The following is a 17,385-nucleotide window of genomic DNA, read 5'->3' as shown; positions in this document are numbered from 1 at the left end:
GCTTTAAGCCTTGATTGATTTGGTTCAAAATATATCGTTGTCCGATATTGGTTTTTTTAAAGGATTCAGGCCGGAAGGCCAAGGGCGAATGCCCGATTTCCAATCACTTTTATAAGAACACGAGCATGTCAAACACTGTTGCGAAGAAACGTCCGGAATACCGGAACATACATGTCACACAAATCCTGAAATACAGGCTGCCCTTGGCTGGCAAGCTGTCAATTTTGCACCGCGTCAGTGGCGCTGTGCTGTTCTTGGCGCTTCCCGTCATTTTGCTTCCGCTTTTCGACAAAAGCATCACTTCCGAACTCACCTTCCTTGAAATGCAATCCCTGGTCAGCAGCCCGCTGGTCAAAATTGTATTGCTCGGCCTGATCTGGTCGTATCTGCATCACTTTGCCGCGGGCATTCGTTACCTGGTGCTCGACATGCATGTGGGCACTGAAAAGTACGCAGCCAGCAAAAGTGCGGGTATTGTGTTTGCTGTCAGTTTGAGCCTGACCGCTTTGTTCGGCCTGAAACTGTTCGGAGTGTTTTAATTATGGGCAATAACATTGGTTCCAAGCGCCTGGTGGTTGGCGCACACTACGGCCTGAAAGAGTGGGTCGCCCAGCGCATCACGGCGGTCATCATGGCCGTGTACACAATCGGCCTGTTTCTGGCTGTGCTGTTTACTCCCGATCTCGATTACGTGAAGTGGGTTGGTTTCTTCAACTTCACCGTGCTGTCTTTCCCGTTGGGTAAAATTCTCGCACTGCTGGCAATCCTGTCACTGTGCTATCACGCTTACATCGGTATTCGCGACATCTGGATGGACTACGTCAAGCCCACCGGAATTCGTCTCACATTGCAAGTTTTTACGGCGTTGTGGTTGCTTGGTGCAGCCGGCTACGCTGCTGACATTCTCTGGAGGGTCTAAAAGTGACTGCAGTTAAAACTTCCCTTCCTCGTCGCAAATTCGACGCGGTGATCGTAGGTGCGGGTGGCGCGGGTATGCGCTGTTCGCTCCAGTTGGCAGAGGCTGGTCTGAATGTAGCCGTGCTGTCCAAAGTATTTCCCACACGTTCACACACCGTGGCCGCGCAGGGCGGTATCGGCGCGTCGCTGGGCAATATGTCCGACGACAGCTGGTACTGGCACATGTTCGACACCGTGAAAGGTTCTGACTACTTGGGCGACCAGGATGCAATTGAATTCATGTGTCGTGAAGCCCCCAAAGTTGTGTACGAACTTGAACACTTTGGCATGCCTTTTGACCGCAACCCCGATGGAACCATTTATCAGCGCCCATTCGGTGGCCACACAGCCAACTTCGGCGAAAAGCCTGTTCAACGTGCTTGCGCTGCAGCTGACCGCACAGGCCACGCGCTGTTGCACACCTTGTACCAGCGCAACGTGCGCGCGCGTACCCAGTTTTTTGTAGAGTGGATGGCGCTTGACATTATTCGTGACGCCGATGGTGATGTGGTAGGTGTAACCGCCCTGGAAATGGAAACCGGCGAGATGATGGTGCTGGAAGCCAAAACCACCGTGTTTGCCACCGGTGGTGCAGGCCGCATCTGGGATGCATCCACCAACGCCTTTATCAACACCGGCGACGGAATGGGCATGGCAGCCCGCGCTGGCATTCCTCTAGAAGACATGGAGTTCTGGCAGTTCCACCCAACTGGTGTGGCTGGTGCAGGTGTTCTGGTGACTGAGGGTGTTCGCGGCGAAGGCGGTATTTTGCTCAACAGCGAAGGCGAGCGTTTCATGGAACGTTACGCTCCAACCTTGAAAGACTTGGCTCCACGCGACTTTGTGTCACGTTCCATGGACCAGGAAATCAAGGAAGGCCGCGGTTGTGGTCCCAACAAAGATTATGTGTTGTTGAAGCTCGATCACCTGGGTGCCGACACCATCATGAAGCGTTTGCCTTCGATTCGCGAAATCGCGATCAAGTTCGCCAACGTAGACCCGATCAAAGAACCAATTCCTGTGGTGCCAACCATTCACTACCAAATGGGCGGCATTCCAACCAATGTGTACGGCCAGGTTGTGGCTCCCAAAGTACCGGGCGGCCCCAGCGAAATCATCAATGGCATGTACGCCATCGGCGAATGCGCCTGCGTATCCGTTCACGGTGCAAACCGTTTGGGTACCAACTCCTTGCTCGATTTGATCGTATTTGGTCGTGCAGCAGGTAACCACATTGTGAACAGCAACCTGAAAGCCCGCAGCCACAAGGAATTGCCAGCCGATGGCACTGACCTGACCATGGCGCGCGTTGACAAGCTGATGACATCGACCAGCGGCGAGAACACCCGAGTTGTGGCCGATGCGATTCGCAAGGGCATGCAGTACCACTGTGGCGTGTTCCGCACCACCGAGTTGATGGAAGCGGGCGTGAGCAAGATCAACGATCTGGCCGCACAAGCCGAGCACATTCATTTGAAAGACAAATCCAAAGTGTTCAACACTGCGTTGGTAGAAGCATTGGAACTGGCCAACTTGCAGGAAACTGCGAAGGCCACCATGGTGTCCGCCGCAGCGCGTGAAGAAAGCCGTGGTGCGCATGCTCACCGCGATTTCCCTGAACGCGATGATGACAAGTGGATGCGTCACAGCCTGTGGTACTCCGAGGGCAATCGCCTGGACTACAAGCCAGTGAACCTGAAGCCAATGACAGTTGAAACCTTCCAGCCCAAAAAGCGGACGTTCTAATCAAGGTTAAGAGGTACAGAAAATGAGCGAAAAGAGAATCGTACGTTTTGAAATTTATCGCTACGACCCGGATACCGGCGAAGCGCCAAAAATGCAAAAGCTGGAAGTTGAGCTGGAGCCAACCGACAAAATGTTGCTCGACGCGCTGATGCGCATCAAGAGCGACGTGGATGAATCACTGGCCTATCGCCGTTCATGCCGAGAAGGCGTGTGCGGTTCTGATGCCATGAACATCAACGGCAAAAACGGTTTGGCTTGTATTACCAACCTGCGCGACCTGAAGCAGCCCATCGTGCTCAAACCGCTTCCAGGTTTGCCCGTAGTGCGCGACCTGATCGTGGACATGACCCAGTTTTTCAAGCAGTACCACTCCATCAAGCCTTACCTGGTGAACGACACACCCCCTCCTGAAAAGGAGCGTTTGCAGTCACCCGAAGAGCGCGAAGAACTGGATGGTCTGTACGAATGTATTTTGTGCGCATGCTGTTCAACCAGCTGCCCATCGTTCTGGTGGAACCCTGACAAGTTCGTGGGTCCAGCTGGCCTGTTGCAAGCCTACCGTTTCATTGCAGACAGCCGCGATCAAACCACCGGCGAGCGCTTGGACAACCTGGAAGATCCATACCGTTTGTTCCGCTGCCACACCATCATGAACTGCGTAGACGTGTGTCCGAAGGGCTTGAACCCCACCAAGGCAATTGGCAAGATCAAGGAATTGATGGTGCGTCGCGCCGTCTAGAACCCTTGTTCGGATTTTTTTTATTCAAATCGGGGTTGTGCACTGCAAAACCCCGTTTTTTTGTTGTAGTTTATGTCTAATCAGAGTCATCAGGCGGATCCAACTCAACGTGCCCGTTTACGCTGGCGCGCCAGGCGAGGTCTATTGGAAAACGACCTGATTATCGAACGATTTTTCGACAAGCATGAAATGGAATTGACCAACGACGACGTGCAGGCCTTGACTGTGCTGTTTGAAGAGGTTGACAACGTGTTGCTTGACCTATTCCTGGGCCGAAAAGAGCCGGAAGGGGATCTGGATACACCTGGTGTGCGCAAGGTGATCCAGATGATGCGAGAACTTTAATTTCAATCCCATTAGAAGGAAATCCGATGAGCACAGAACACAAGGCCACGCTGTCTTTTTCAGACGGCACCCCTTCGGTAGAATTTCCCATTCACAAAGGTACCATTGGTCCCGATGTGATCGACATCCGAAAGCTGTACGGATCCACTGGCAAATTCACCTACGACCCAGGCTTCCTGTCCACAGCCTCCTGCAATTCATCCATTACCTATATTGACGGTGACAAGGGCGAGCTGCTGTATCGCGGCTATCCCATTGAGCAACTGGCGCAGCACTGCGACTTCATGGACGTGTGCTACTTGCTGTTGAACGGTGAGTTGCCCAATGTGGCAGAAAAGAAAACCTTCGACGACTTGGTGACCAAGCACACCATGGTCAACGAGCAGATGAACTTCTTCCTGCGTGGTTTCCGCCGCGATGCGCACCCCATGGCGGTGATGACTGGTCTGGTGGGCGGTATGTCTGCTTTCTACCCAGATTCCATGAACCTGCTGGACAAAAACCAGCGTGACATTTCTGCAATCCGACTGATCGCGAAAATGCCAACTCTGGTGGCCATGGCCTACAAATATGGCATTGGCGCACCCAATATTTACCCCAAGAATGAGCTCAGCTACACCGCCAACTTCATGCGCATGATGTTCGGTAATCCGTGCGAAGAGTACCAGGTCAACGACGTGCTGGTGCGCGCGATGGACCGTATTTTCATTTTGCATGCAGATCACGAGCAAAACGCTTCCACTTCTACAGTTCGCCTGTGCGCATCATCTGGTACGAATCCTTTTGCTGCGATTGCGGCCGGCGTAGCATGTCTGTGGGGCCCGTCACATGGTGGCGCCAACGAGGCCTGCTTGAATATGTTGACTGAAATTCAGGCCAACGGCGGCGTTGAGAAAATTGGCGATTTCATTGCCAAGGTAAAAGACAAGGATTCAGGCGTTCGCTTGATGGGCTTTGGCCACCGCGTGTACAAGAATTACGACCCACGCGCCAAGCTGATGCGTGAAACCTGTCACGAAGTGTTGAACGAGCTGGGCTTGCATGACGACCCATTGTTCAAGATTGCCATGGCACTGGAAAAAATTGCGCTGGAAGACGAATACTTTGTAAAGCGCAAACTGTACCCGAACGTGGATTTCTACTCAGGTATCGTTCAAAAGGCTATCGGTATTCCTGTGCCACTGTTTACAGCGATTTTCGCGTTGGCCCGCACCGTGGGCTGGATCGCCCAGTTGAACGAAATGATTGCAGACCCCGAATACAAAATCGGTCGTCCACGCCAGTTGTTCAATGGTGCAGCGCACCGCAACGTGAAGCCAATCGACCAGCGTTGATTGACACTGCAGTTGAAACAGAAAGCCACCTTCGGGTGGCTTTTTTCATTTTCACCACATTTTTCACATTCATCCTCGTTAGGGCTTTAGTGCGCTTTCTCTAATCTGATATCCTTTGGGCTTAACTCTTAAAGCAGTCTTTTTTTGGCTGCTTTTTGCTATCTGGTTAGGGGCAGGGGCTCCACAAACCAGACGGGGAGTGCGGTTTAACCCACGTGTGTAGGGATTCGGTCCGATGGCAATAGCCAAGGTCGAGTCCGAACCCCACATCTTTGAAACGAGAAACTCGGAAAAAGGTGAAGCGCAAATGATGCGATCATTTCAACAAAACTCGTATTTGTTCGGGGGCAATGCGCCCTATGTCGAAGAAATGTACGAGGCCTACCTGGACAACCCAGGCTCCGTGCCAGACAAATGGCGCGCCTACTTTGACCAAATGCAAATGGTGCCTTCTGCTCACGGCGACGTGAACGAGAAAGATGTAGCCCATGCGCCAGTGGTTCAATCCTTTGCTCAACGCGCGAAAAAAGGCTTCTTACAGCCGCAGATTCAGTCTGCTGACCTGGAAGTGGCCAAAAAACAGGTGCATGTTCAGTCAATTGTGGCTGCGTATCGTTTCCTGGGCTCCCGTTTTGCAGATCTTGATCCGCTCAAGCGTCAGGAACGCCCAAATATTCCGGAGCTTGATCCAGCCTTTTATGGCCTGACCGAAGCGGACATGGACATCACGTTCTCCGCCACCAACACCTATTTTGGTCAAGATCAAATGACCCTTCGCGATATCGTGAAGGCGTTGCGCGACACTTACTGCCGTTCAATTGGTATTGAGTACATGCACATCAGCGACCCCGCTCAAAAGCGCTGGTTGCAAGAACGCATGGAGACCAGCCTGGGCACTGCCCAGCTGTCGACTGAAGAAAAATTGCACATTCTGGAGCGCCTAACCGCAGCCGAAGGCCTTGAGCGTTATTTGCATACCCGGTACGTGGGTCAAAAGCGTTTCTCGCTGGAAGGTGGTGAATCTTTTATCGCCTCGCTTGATCATGTGATTCAGCGTGGTGGTGCCAATGGCGTGCAAGAAACCATCATTGGCATGGCTCACCGCGGTCGTTTGAACGTGCTGGTCAACATTCTGGGCAAAAGCCCTAGCCAATTGTTCGAAGAATTCGAAGGCAAGCATGCCGATGATCTGCCTGCTGGTGACGTGAAGTATCACCAGGGCTTTTCATCGGATGTAACCACCCCAGGTGGTCCCATGCACTTGTCCCTGGCGTTTAACCCCTCGCACCTTGAAATTGTGAACCCTGTAGTTGAAGGGTCGGTGAAGGCTCGCCAGGAACGTCGTGGTGACAAGGAAGGCAAGCAGGTGTTGCCGGTGCTGGTGCACGGTGATGCGGCTTTTGCAGGCCAGGGCGTTGTCATGGAAACATTGAACCTGGTGCACACCCGCGGCTACGGCACGGGCGGTACGGTTCACATCGTGATCAATAACCAAATCGGCTTCACCACTTCTGATCCGCGCGACAGCCGCTCGACGCTGTACTGTTCAGACGTGGTCAAGATGATTGAGGCACCCGTGTTTCACGTCAATGGCGACGATCCCGAAGCTGTCATTTTCGTGACCCAGTTGGCCTTGGACTTCCGCATGGAATTCCAGCAAGACGTGGTGATCGACATTGTCTGTTTCCGCAAATTGGGTCACAACGAGCAAGACACGCCTGCCGTGACCCAACCTTTGATGTACAAGAAAATTGGTCAGCACCCAGGCACGCGCGCTTTGTATGCCGAGCGTTTGGTGATGCAGGGCATTTTGAAAGAAGACGGTGCCGAGAAACTGGTTGCTGATTTCCGTGCAGCCATGGACGAAGGCAAGCACAACCGTGCTGACCCCGTGTTGACCAATTACAAGAGCAAGTTTGCCGTTGATTGGTCACCGTACCTCAACAAGAAATGGACGGATGCAGCCGATACTTCGGTGCCGATTTCCGAAATCAAGCGTTTGTCAGAGCGCATTACCACCGTACCTGAGAACTTCAAGGTTCACCCATTGGTACAAAAGGTGATTGCCGACCGTGCAGCCATGGGCCAGGGCGAAACCTTGCTCGACTGGGGTATGGGCGAACACCTGGCATTTGCATCGCTGGTTTCCTCTGGTTACGCGGTTCGCATCACCGGACAGGATTGCGGGCGTGGCACGTTCACGCACCGTCATGCAGTGTTGCACCACCAGGGCCGTGAAAAGTGGAACGAAGGCACCTATATCCCGCTGGAAAATATTTCTGAAAACCAGGCCCCGTTTACCGTCATCGACTCTGTGTTGTCTGAAGAGGCAGTACTCGGTTTTGAATATGGTTACTCCACTGCTGAGCCCAACACCTTGGTGATTTGGGAAGCACAATTTGGCGACTTCGCCAACGGTGCTCAAGTGGTAATTGACCAGTTCATTTCTTCCGGTGAAGTGAAGTGGGGTCGTGCATCCGGCCTGGTCATGATGTTGCCGCATGGTTACGAAGGGCAGGGGCCTGAGCACTCATCTGCGCGTATCGAGCGTTACTTGCAACTGTGCGCCGAAAACAATATGCAGGTTTGCCAGCCTACAACGCCGGCACAGATTTTCCACCTGTTGCGTCGCCAAATGATCCGCTTGTTCCGCAAGCCGTTGATCATCATGACGCCGAAATCTTTGTTGCGTCACAAAGAAGCAACGTCTTCTTTGCAAGACCTGTCCAAAGGCCACTTCCAGACCGTGATCGGCGACCAGGGCGACCTGGACGCCAGCAAAGTCAAGCGAGTGGTTCTTTGTTCCGGTCGCGTGTACTACGACCTGGTCGCAGCTCGTCGCGAGCGCAACATCAAAGATGTTGCCATCGCGCGAGTCGAGCAGCTGTATCCATTCCCGCACAAGTCATTGAGCGCAGAACTGCGCAAATACCCCAACTTGGCTGATGTGGTGTGGTGTCAGGATGAACCGCAAAACCAGGGTCCCTGGTTCCAGATCCAGCACAACGTGCTGGAAAACCTGTCGGAAGGGCAGCGTCTGGGTTACGCGGGGCGTCCGGCTTCAGCTTCTCCAGCCGTGGGCTACTACGCCAAGCACAACGAACAGCAAAAAGCGCTGATCGATGCGGCATTTGGCAAGCTCAAGGGTTTCGTGGTTACGAAATAAATACAGGACGCGGGCTGGTCATGGTGACCGCCCGCACTTGAACAAAGAATTCAAAAGGAAAATATTCCATGGCAATCGTAGAAGTGGTCGTACCACAACTGTCCGAATCTGTCGCCGAAGCAACGTTGTTGAATTGGTACAAAAAACCTGGTGACGCCGTAAAGCGTGACGAAAACCTGATTGATGTTGAGACCGACAAGGTGGTGCTGGAAGTGCCCGCACCTTCGGCTGGCGTGATCGTTGAAATTCTCTGCGAAGACGGTGCAACCGTTGTAGCGGGACAGGTCTTGGCAAAAATTGACACGGAAGCAAGTGCTCCGCAAGCGCACCCGCAGCGGCACCTGCCCCGGCAGCAGCGCCTGCTCCGGCCGCTGCACCAGCAGCAGCCCCAGCTCCTTCAGCCAGCGTAGATGGCTCCGTGGCCATGCCGGCTGCGGCCAAAATGATGGCAGAGAACAAGCTAAGTGCTGATCAAATTGCAGGTTCAGGTAAAGACGGCCGCATCACCAAGGGCGATGTGATCGGTACCTTGAATGCACCCGCCGCAGCGCCTGCCCCCGCAGCGAAGCCCGCAGCTGCTCCAGCCGCTGCCAAGCCAGTTAGCTTGCTGCCTGAAGTGAAGGCCCCGCTAGATCCCTCAACCTTGATTGAAGGTCGCCCTGAGCAGCGCGTGCCCATGAGCCGCTTGCGTGCCCGCGTTGCAGAACGCTTGGTACAGTCGCAGCAAACCAACGCCATTCTGACTACATTCAACGAAGTGAACATGAAGCCGGTCATGGACTTGCGCAACAAGTACAAGGACAAGTTCGAAAAAGAACATGGTGCCAAGCTGGGCTTCATGGGCTTCTTCGTGAAGGCCGCGGTTGCCGCCTTGAAAAAGTACCCAGTACTGAATGCTTCTGTTGATGGCAATGACATCGTGTACCACGGTTATTTCGACATCGGTATTGCAGTGGGCTCTCCCCGTGGTTTGGTGGTGCCAATCATCCGCAATGCCGATCAAATGAGCATTGCTGACATCGAAATGAAGATTGCCGAATTTGGCCAGAAAGCAAAGGACGGCAAGCTCAGCCTGGACGACCTTACCGGCGGTACATTCTCGATTTCCAACGGTGGTGTATTCGGTTCCATGTTGTCCACACCAATTATCAACCCGCCCCAGTCTGCAATTTTGGGTATTCACGCCACGAAAGAGCGTGCAGTGGTTGAAAACGGTGAAATCGTGATTCGCCCCATGAATTACCTCGCGATGAGTTACGACCACCGCATTATTGACGGACGCGAAGCAGTACTTGGCCTGGTCGCCATGAAGGAAGCCCTGGAAGACCCAGCACGCTTGCTGCTGGAACTATAAAGGGGATATTCATGAGCACACAATATGACGTAGTGGTGATAGGCGCAGGCCCCGGCGGTTACATTGCCGCGATCCGTGCCGGTCAGTTGGGTATGAAAGTCGCCTGTATCGAAGGCAATGCATACGACGATCCGAAAGGCGAGCCACGATTGGGTGGTACTTGCCTGAACGTGGGTTGTATTCCATCAAAGGCCCTGTTGGCCTCTTCGGAAGAGTTTGAGAAGATTGCCCACCATGCGGAGGATCACGGTATTTCCGTGACTGGCGCGAAAATGGATGTGGCCAAGATGATCAAACGCAAGGATGACATCGTCGCCAAAATGACTGGTGGCATTCAATACCTGTTCAAGAAAAACAAAGTCACGCCAATCAAGGGTTGGGCCAGTTTTTCCGGCAAGGTCGATGGTGGTTTTGAGCTGACCGTAAAAAGCGCGGCTGGTGAAGAAAAAGTCACCGCCAGGCAGGTAATCGTTGCGACTGGTTCCAAGGCTCGTCATTTGCCAGGTATCACTGTTGACAATGAAATTGTTTGCGACAACGAAGGTGCCCTGAAATTTGGCGCTGTGCCCAAGAAATTGGGCGTGATCGGTGCTGGTGTGATCGGCCTTGAGTTGGGTTCAGTGTGGCGCCGTCTGGGTTCCGATGTAACCGTACTCGAAGCCATGCCCAATTTTCTGGCTGCAGCCGATGAAGGCGTGGCCAAGGAAATGCAGAAAATCTTCACCAAGCAAGGGTTGAAGATGAACATGGGTGTAAAAATCGGTGAAGTGAAGGCCAGCAAAAAAGGCGTTTCAGTGGCTTACACCGATGCCGATGGTGCTGCCCAGATGCTAGATTGCGACAAGCTGATTGTGTCGGTGGGCCGTGTACCCAATACCGATGGTTTGAACCTGGAAGCGGTCGGCCTTAAAACCAATGATCGCGGCCAGATCGATGTGGATGCACACTGCCAAACCCTGGTGGCTGGCATTTACGCGATTGGCGATGTGATTCGCGGTGCCATGCTGGCGCACAAAGCTGAAGAAGAAGGTGTGATGGTTGCGGAAATCATGGCTGGACAAGCTGGCCACTGCAATTACGACACCATTCCTTGGGTTATTTACACTTCGCCTGAAGTGGCCTGGGTTGGTAAAACCGAGCAGCAGTTGAAGCAGGAAGGACGCAAGTACAAAGCTGGTCAGTTCCCGTTCATGGCCAATGGCCGTGCGCTGGGGCAGGGCGATTCACAAGGTTTTGTGAAAGTGTTGGCCGATGCCACCACCGATGAAGTCCTGGGTGTACATATCATCAACAGCCATGCATCCGATTTGATTGCTGAAGCAGTGATGGCCATGGAGTTCAAGGCTTCTTCCGAGGACATCGGTCGCATTTGCCACGCGCACCCCAGTTTGTCTGAAGTGATGAAAGAAGCGGCTCTGGCCTGCGACAAGCGTCAACTGAACGGTTAAAATTCAGTTCGGTATTGACCCCCCAACGGCTGGTGAACTGCTTCATCAGCCGTTTTTAATTCTATTGATTCAAATTCATCATCGTGAACGTTCAGGAATACTACAAACAAACTTTGGCCGAACGTGGATACCAGTCGGATGCTGCTCAGCAAAAGGCGGTAGACCGCATGCAGCTTTTCTACGATGAGTTTGTTGAATACAAAAAAGCACGCAGCAGTGTAATCAAAAAATTCCTGAATCGACCTGCTGTACCCAAGGGCTTGTACCTGTGGGGTGGGGTAGGTCGCGGTAAAAGTTTTTTGATGGATTGCTTTTACAACTCTGTCACCGTGCAGCGAAAGGTGCGTTTGCATTTTCATGAGTTCATGCGGGGTGTGCATGCCGAACTCGATGACCTCAAGGGAGTTCAGGATCCGCTTGACGAAGTGGCGGCGCGAATCGCCAAACGTTATCGTTTGATTTGTTTTGACGAGTTTCATGTGTCTGACATTGCAGACGCCATGATTCTCTATCGCCTGCTCGATGGCTTGTTCGCCAACGGCGTTACTTTCCTGATGACGTCCAACTACAAGCCTGATGATCTGTACCCAGATGGTCTGCACCGTGACCGCCTGTTGCCTGCCATTGCCCTGCTCAACAAGCAACTGGATGTGATTAACGTGGATGTGGGAGTAGATTACCGCCGCCGCACATTGGAGCAACTGAACACCTACCTCATGCCGCTGGATGAAAGCGCGGACAAACAGTTGACCGAAGATTTCAAGCGCTTGGCTGAGGTGGCTGATGAGCCTGCAGAGTTACAAATTGAATCGCGTGTCATCAAGGCTGTTCGACGTGCTGGCTCCGTAGTGTGGTTTGATTTTCCAACCCTGTGCGGTGGCCCGCGTTCACAAAACGATTACCTTGAAATTGCCAGCCAGTTTCAAACTGTGATTCTCAGCGGCGTGCCAAAAATGGGTGCTGGTATGGCCTCAGAAGCACGCAGGTTCACCTGGCTGATTGATGTGCTTTACGATCACAAAGTCAAGCTGATTATGTCGGCGGCGGTTGAACCGGAAGAGCTGTACACCGAAGGTGCAATGGCGCATGAGTTCTTCCGCACGGTAAGCCGCATTGTTGAAATGCAGTCCAAGGAGTACCTGGATTCGCCGAAGCGAAACGCCGTGCGGCTTTGACTCTTCCTTATTTGCTTCCCTTTGCTTTAGCGAACGCGGCAGCAAATGCATTGTTGGCAAAACCTGCGCCTTGTTGTGAATTCGAACCAGTGCTTCCACCACTTCGTTCACCGCGTGAATTTCCCCGTGCATCGCCTGCACGGTTGGCTTGAACTTGTCGGCCAGCGTTCTGCCCGGGTGCGGCTTTCGGCACATCGTCGCCCATTTTCATGGTCAGTGAAATTCGTTTGCGAGGAATATCGACTTCCAGCACTTTTACTTTCACAATTTGCCCGGTTTTCACCACGCTGTGCGGGTCTTTCACAAAGGTGTTGGACAAGGCAGAAACATGCACCAACCCGTCCTGATGCACACCAATGTCCACAAAAGCACCAAAGTTTGCCACGTTGGTGACTACACCTTCCAGCGTCATACCGGGTTTCAAGTCGGCCATGGTGTGCACTTTGTCATCAAACTTTGCGGTCTTGAAACTGGGGCGTGGGTCACGGCCTGGTTTTTCCAGTTCTACCAAAATATCCTGAACCGTGGGCAAGCCAAAACGATCGTCCACAAAATCGGTGGGTTTCAATTCTTTCAGGATGTCCCGACTGCCCACCAGGCTACCCACCGGCTTTTTCACCTTGGCTGCCATTTTCTCGACCACAATGTAGGCCTCAGGATGAACTGAAGAAGCATCGAGCGGGTTTTCAGCGCCATGAATGCGCAAAAAACCCGCGGCTTGTTCAAATGTTTTGTCACCGAGCCTAGGTACCTTGCGCAAGTCTTCACGGCTTTTGAATTTGCCATTGGTGTTTCGGAAAGAAACCAAGGCTTTGGCCACAGAAGCATTGAGTCCTGATACGCGGGACAGCAGTTGCTCCGACGCTGTGTTCACCTCGACACCCACTGCGTTCACGCAGTCCTCAACCACTGCGTCGAGTCGTCCGCTCAGTTGGCGTTGATCGACATCATGCTGGTATTGGCCTACACCGATTGATTTTGGATCGATTTTTACCAGTTCAGCCAGGGGATCTTGCAGGCGACGTGCGATGGACACTGCACCGCGAATGCTGACGTCAAGGTCTGGCAATTCTGCTGAAGCCAAAGCGCTGGCGGAGTAAACCGAGGCGCCTGCCTCGCTCACCATAACCCGTGTGGCTTTCAGGTCTTTGTGTTGTGCAAGCAAGTCGGCTGCCAGTTGATCAGTTTCACGGCTGGCGGTGCCGTTGCCAATGGCGATCAACTCCACATTGTGTTTCATGCAAAGCGCGGCTAGCAGGGCGACGGACTCGTTCCATTGCCGGCGAGGTTCGTGTGGGTAAATGGTGGCGTGTTCAACCACCTGGCCTGTGCTGTCAATGACCGCCACTTTGACACCAGTGCGAATACCTGGGTCCAGACCCATGGTGCTTTGCCCCCCGCCGGGGCTGATAACAACAAGTCTTTCAGGTTTTTACCAAACACGGTGATAGCCTCAGCCTGTGCCGCATCGCGCAGCGTGCCAATCACCTCACTTTCCAGGGTGCTGGCCAGTTTTATTTTCCAGGTCCAGCGGCATGTTTCACTCAAGAATTTGCCGCGCGGGCTTTCGTCGCGTTCAATGCCATGCAGGCGGGCAATTTCCGATTCAAAAGGATGGGGTGCGCGGGGGTTCTCTGCTTCCCACACCTCCGGCAGGTCTACCTTCAGTGTCAAGAATCCTTGTTCCCGGCCACGAAGCATGGCCAACATGCGGTGCGAAGCTGTGCTGCCCAAGGGTTCTTGATGTTCAAAGTAATCTTGAAACTTGATGGCTTCACTGGCTTTTTCAGGCACCACAGCTGCTCTAATGGCACCCTCGGCTTTCAAACGGTTTCTTAGAAGTGCCAGCAAGGCTGCATTTTCAGAAAACTGTTCGGCCAAAATGTCGCGGGCACCATCCAGTGCTGCTTTGGTGTCGTTGATTTGGTGTTCTGGGTTCAGGTAAGCCGCAGCCAGTGTTTCAGGCACGGCTTGATTGTTCTGAAGAATTTCATCTGCCAGTGGTTGCAGGCCTGCCTCACGCGCTATTTGTGCGCGTGTGCGGCGCTTGGGTTTGTAGGGCAGGTAAAGGTCTTCCAGCGTTTGTTTGTTCTCCGCCTTTTCAATCGCTGCTTTCAGTTCAGGGGTCAACTTGCCCTGGCTTTCAATCGATTCAAGAATACTGCTGCGCCTGTCTTCCAGTTCGCGCAAATACACCAGGCGCTCTTGAAGGTCACGAAGCACCGCATCGTCCAACCCACCTGTGGCCTCTTTGCGGTAACGGGCGATGAAGGGCACTGTGGCACCTTCGTCCAACAAATCGACTGCTGCCTTGATTTGTGATTGTGCGGCACCCAATTCTTGAGCCAACTGGGCGATAATTCGATTTTGAACAAGCGACATGGATTCTGATCTATGAGTTTTCAAAGTAAGCAGGGCATTGTGCCACAGCTTCGGAAGTCGATCGGGGTGAGGGTGCAGCGCCTGTTCACCCTCATCTTGCCGGTTTCAGCCTTGGTACTGGCTGCCTGTAGTACTGTTCAACTGCAGGCCGCTAAACCCCTGGCGCCAAACACGCTTGAGCAGGCTCGTGCCTATGTGGCTGAGCGAGAAAAACAACTTGAGTTTCTCGAGTATGAATTGAACGAGCAGTCGCGGGCTTGTTACAACAAGTTTTTCGTGTCCAGTTGTCTGGATGATGTACGTTTGCAAGGTGCACAAATTCGCCGTGCACACCTGGAAGTTCAAGGCAAGGCTGACGACATGATTCGCCTGGACGAGTATGCGAATCGGCGAGCCAGAACGCCTAACTGAAGCGCCTAACTAAAGCGAGCTGCAGAACGGGTGATCCACTTCGGGTAGATTGTTTCCAGCCTTGGTTCACTTGCGGCTACAATGTTGTCAACACCGAGCTGGTTCAACCTGAATGCCCATGGTCCATACTGAAGACATCGAATCGATCAAACGACGAATCGTAGAATTGCAGGTCGAGCATCGCGATCTGGATCAGATCATTTCTATGCTGACCGCGCAAGCGGGTTTTGATCAACTGCAGGTTCGCAGGTTGAAAAAACGGAAATTGCAAATCAAGGACTCAATTACCCTCTTGCAAATTCAGCTAGAACCCGATATTCCCGCCTAATTTTTACTTCCAAATTTACCCGTAGCCTGCATGTTTGATTTTTCTGAACCCTTGAATGAGGCCTTTGCCCCAAATGGAGCTCTGGCCCGCAGATTGCCTGGGTTCAGCGCACGTGAATCGCAAATTGAAATGGCACAGGCGGTTGGTAATGCGATTGAAACTCAAAGTGCTTTGGTTGTTGAGGCGGGTACCGGCACGGGAAAAACTTTTGCGTATGTGGTGCCTGCGTTGCTTTCAGGGCGAAGGGTTTTGTTGTCTACAGCCACCAAAACTTTGCAGGATCAACTTTTTAACAAAGACTTGCCGCTGGTTCGCGAGGCCTTGGGTGTGCCTGTCAATGTGGCGTTGTTGAAAGGTCGTCAAAATTATGTGTGCCATTTTCACTTGGAGCGTGCGCTCAAAGAGGCGCGTTTGCCCTCGCCCCGTGAAGTGGATCATCTTCAAAAAGTAAAAATATTTGCTGGCCGCACCCAAACTGGCGACCGGGCTGATTGCGCCGGTGTACCCGAAGATTCAGCCGTGTGGAGCTGGGTCACTTCCAACAAAGACAACTGCCTGGGCGGCGAATGCCCCAACGCGTCTGAATGCTTTGTGAACAAAGCCCGCCGCGATGCGCTTGATGCCGAGGTGGTTGTGGTGAATCATCACTTGTTCTTGGCCGATCTTGCTCTGAAGGAAGAAGGAATCGCAGAGTTGCTTCCGGCTTGCGATGTGATCGTTTTCGATGAAGCGCACCAGTTGCCCGACATTGCAACCAGCTTGCTAGGGCAGGCCATATCGACGGCTCAGTGTCAGGAGTTTTTGCGTGACGTGCTGATTGAGGGTCGAACTTCCAGCGCAGATGCCGGCGATTGGGATGCCGTGCTTCGCCCAATGGAATTGGCGCTTAAGGAAATTCGACGCATTGTAGGCACCGAAATTGATTCCGCTCGTTTTACGCATGCCCAGTTTTTGGCCTTGAATGGCGTTGCCGCAGTTTGCGCAGACTTCGAAAACCGCCTGGAAGGCTTGATAGAAATGATCAGCCCCTGTCGGTTCGCAACGAATCGTGGGTGAAGCTAATGGGGCGAGCCAGTGAGTTGTGCCTGCGCTGGCAAGACTGGTTTTCTCCGGCCACGGCGCAAGCCGATGAACAGTCGGTGCGCTGGGTGAGTGTCTCGACCAACGTAGTGCAATTCTGTGATTCGCCGCTGGATGTGTCGAATGCATTTGCCAAGCTTTACGCAGAGCAACCCAAGGCGTGGGTTTTTACCAGCGCAACCTTGAGTATTAAAGAAAGCTTGCAGCACTTTACCTTACAGGTGGGGCTCGATGATTGCCAGCAGTTGCTGTTGCCAAGCCCATTCGATTATGAATCGCAAGCGCTGCTGTGTGTACCCGACAATTTGCCTTTTCCCAATGAACCACAATTCAGCAAAAAACTGTGTGATGCGGTGTGGCCGCTGTTACAAGCCAGTCAGGGGGGGGTATTTTTCCTGTGTACCAGCCACCGTGCGGTGAAGCAGGTTGGCGAGTACCTGCGAGAGCGTATCGAGAAAGACGAACTGGATTGGAGTTTGTTGGTGCAGGGCGAGGCCTCCAGGGCTGAATTGCTGGATCAGTTCAGGGTATTGAACAATCCGGTTTTGGTGGGTGCAGCCAGTTTTTGGGAAGGTGTGGATATTCGGGGTGATGGGCTGCGCTTGGTTATTATCGACAAGCTGCCGTTTGCGCCACCCGATGACCCGGTTTTTCAAGCCAAAAGTGAGTTGATTAAAAACCGTGGTGGCAATGCGTTCCAGGATTTGTCCCTGCCCGACGCGGCGATTGCCCTGAAGCAGGGTGCAGGTCGTTTGATCCGGGATGAAACCGATTGGGGCGTGTTGCTGATCGGAGACCGGCGCTTGGTTGAAAAAGGCTACGGAAAGCTTCTGTGGCGAAGTTTGCCGCCTTTCAAGCGCACGCGAGAATTGAAGGTCGCGATTGAGTTTATGCGGGAGAAGCGCTTGAAATAGTGATTC

The 17,385-nt window shown here is 53.0% G+C and carries 13 protein-coding genes and 2 pseudogenes; 14 read left to right on the top strand and 1 reads right to left on the bottom strand.

What is annotated here, in order from left to right; genetic code table 11:
• The first annotated feature begins 125 nt into the window (after positions 1-125).
• The 10 genes and pseudogenes from sdhC to zapE all read left to right on the top strand — a co-directional run bounded on the left by sdhC (position 126) and on the right by zapE (position 12,264).
• Positions 126-539 carry a succinate dehydrogenase, cytochrome b556 subunit gene (gene sdhC, locus BSZ31_RS14460; protein ID WP_105029335.1) on the top strand — a complete coding sequence of 138 codons (414 nt, stop codon included), beginning with the start codon at positions 126-128 and terminating at the stop codon, positions 537-539.
• Entirely contained in the window at positions 539-919 is a 381-nt protein-coding gene (sdhD, locus tag BSZ31_RS14455) for a succinate dehydrogenase, hydrophobic membrane anchor protein (protein ID WP_168427069.1), read from the top strand. The genes sdhC and sdhD overlap by 1 nt, the downstream gene beginning before the upstream one ends.
• A gap of 2 nt (positions 920-921) precedes the next feature.
• On the top strand, positions 922-2,703 hold the full coding sequence (gene sdhA / locus BSZ31_RS14450; RefSeq protein WP_105029333.1) for a succinate dehydrogenase flavoprotein subunit: 1,782 nt from the start codon (positions 922-924) through the stop codon (positions 2,701-2,703).
• Between the two features lie 22 nt (positions 2,704-2,725).
• Positions 2,726-3,442 (top strand): succinate dehydrogenase iron-sulfur subunit, encoded by a 717-nt coding sequence (locus BSZ31_RS14445; protein WP_105029332.1) that lies wholly within the window; start codon positions 2,726-2,728, stop codon positions 3,440-3,442.
• Positions 3,443-3,514: 72 nt separating this feature from the next.
• On the top strand, positions 3,515-3,787 hold the full coding sequence (locus tag BSZ31_RS14440; RefSeq protein WP_105029331.1) for a succinate dehydrogenase assembly factor 2: 273 nt from the start codon (positions 3,515-3,517) through the stop codon (positions 3,785-3,787).
• A 26-nt stretch (positions 3,788-3,813) separates the two neighbouring features.
• Positions 3,814-5,121, top strand: coding sequence for a citrate synthase (locus tag BSZ31_RS14435; RefSeq protein ID WP_105029330.1), 1,308 nt, complete (start codon positions 3,814-3,816; stop codon positions 5,119-5,121).
• A gap of 307 nt (positions 5,122-5,428) precedes the next feature.
• Positions 5,429-8,287, top strand: coding sequence for a 2-oxoglutarate dehydrogenase E1 component (locus BSZ31_RS14430; RefSeq protein WP_105029896.1), 2,859 nt, complete (start codon positions 5,429-5,431; stop codon positions 8,285-8,287).
• A 68-nt stretch (positions 8,288-8,355) separates the two neighbouring features.
• Positions 8,356-9,641: pseudogene (odhB, locus tag BSZ31_RS14425) on the top strand (2-oxoglutarate dehydrogenase complex dihydrolipoyllysine-residue succinyltransferase).
• 11 nt (positions 9,642-9,652) lie between these two features.
• Positions 9,653-11,089, top strand: a complete 1,437-nt coding sequence (gene lpdA, locus BSZ31_RS14420; RefSeq protein WP_105029329.1) for a dihydrolipoyl dehydrogenase — start codon at positions 9,653-9,655, stop codon at positions 11,087-11,089.
• An 83-nt stretch (positions 11,090-11,172) separates the two neighbouring features.
• Complete coding sequence (zapE, locus tag BSZ31_RS14415; protein ID WP_105029328.1) at positions 11,173-12,264, top strand: cell division protein ZapE; 1,092 nt, start codon at positions 11,173-11,175, stop codon at positions 12,262-12,264.
• 7 nt (positions 12,265-12,271) lie between these two features.
• Here the strand turns inward: zapE and BSZ31_RS14410 are convergent.
• Positions 12,272-14,646: pseudogene (locus BSZ31_RS14410) on the bottom strand (Tex family protein).
• A gap of 12 nt (positions 14,647-14,658) precedes the next feature.
• On the opposite strand from BSZ31_RS14410, the gene BSZ31_RS14405 reads away from it, so the two are divergent.
• The 4 genes from BSZ31_RS14405 to BSZ31_RS17105 all read left to right on the top strand — a co-directional run bounded on the left by BSZ31_RS14405 (position 14,659) and on the right by BSZ31_RS17105 (position 17,379).
• Complete coding sequence (locus BSZ31_RS14405; RefSeq protein ID WP_105029327.1) at positions 14,659-15,057, top strand: hypothetical protein; 399 nt, start codon at positions 14,659-14,661, stop codon at positions 15,055-15,057.
• Positions 15,058-15,169: 112 nt separating this feature from the next.
• Positions 15,170-15,385 (top strand): YdcH family protein, encoded by a 216-nt coding sequence (locus tag BSZ31_RS14400; RefSeq protein ID WP_105029326.1) that lies wholly within the window; start codon positions 15,170-15,172, stop codon positions 15,383-15,385.
• 30 nt (positions 15,386-15,415) lie between these two features.
• Positions 15,416-16,441, top strand: coding sequence for an ATP-dependent DNA helicase (locus BSZ31_RS17110; protein ID WP_206018619.1), 1,026 nt, complete (start codon positions 15,416-15,418; stop codon positions 16,439-16,441).
• A 5-nt stretch (positions 16,442-16,446) separates the two neighbouring features.
• Positions 16,447-17,379, top strand: coding sequence for an ATP-dependent DNA helicase (locus BSZ31_RS17105; protein WP_206018618.1), 933 nt, complete (start codon positions 16,447-16,449; stop codon positions 17,377-17,379).
• Positions 17,380-17,385: the final 6 nt, after the last annotated feature.

The sequence above is a fragment of the Limnobacter sp. SAORIC-690 genome (assembly GCF_002954425.1).
Taxonomy (GTDB): Bacteria; Pseudomonadota; Gammaproteobacteria; order Burkholderiales; family Burkholderiaceae_B; genus Limnobacter; species Limnobacter profundi.
The sequence above is the reverse complement of the archived record's forward strand: the minus strand, read 5'-3'. Positions and strand labels throughout refer to the sequence as shown.

Excerpts from the sequence above, each read along its gene's own strand:
- sdhC (WP_105029335.1), top strand. The coding sequence starts at position 126 with ATGTCAAACACTGTTGCGAAGAAACGTCCGGAATACCGGAACATACAT.
- BSZ31_RS14445 (WP_105029332.1), top strand. The coding sequence starts at position 2,726 with ATGAGCGAAAAGAGAATCGTACGTTTTGAAATTTATCGCTACGACCCG.
- BSZ31_RS14440 (WP_105029331.1), top strand. The coding sequence starts at position 3,515 with ATGTCTAATCAGAGTCATCAGGCGGATCCAACTCAACGTGCCCGTTTA.
- BSZ31_RS14435 (WP_105029330.1), top strand. The coding sequence starts at position 3,814 with ATGAGCACAGAACACAAGGCCACGCTGTCTTTTTCAGACGGCACCCCT.
- BSZ31_RS14430 (WP_105029896.1), top strand. The coding sequence starts at position 5,429 with ATGATGCGATCATTTCAACAAAACTCGTATTTGTTCGGGGGCAATGCG.
- lpdA (WP_105029329.1), top strand. The coding sequence starts at position 9,653 with ATGAGCACACAATATGACGTAGTGGTGATAGGCGCAGGCCCCGGCGGT.
- BSZ31_RS14405 (WP_105029327.1), top strand. The coding sequence starts at position 14,659 with ATGAGTTTTCAAAGTAAGCAGGGCATTGTGCCACAGCTTCGGAAGTCG.
- BSZ31_RS14400 (WP_105029326.1), top strand. The coding sequence starts at position 15,170 with ATGCCCATGGTCCATACTGAAGACATCGAATCGATCAAACGACGAATC.
- BSZ31_RS17110 (WP_206018619.1), top strand. The coding sequence starts at position 15,416 with ATGTTTGATTTTTCTGAACCCTTGAATGAGGCCTTTGCCCCAAATGGA.
- BSZ31_RS17105 (WP_206018618.1), top strand. The coding sequence starts at position 16,447 with ATGGGGCGAGCCAGTGAGTTGTGCCTGCGCTGGCAAGACTGGTTTTCT.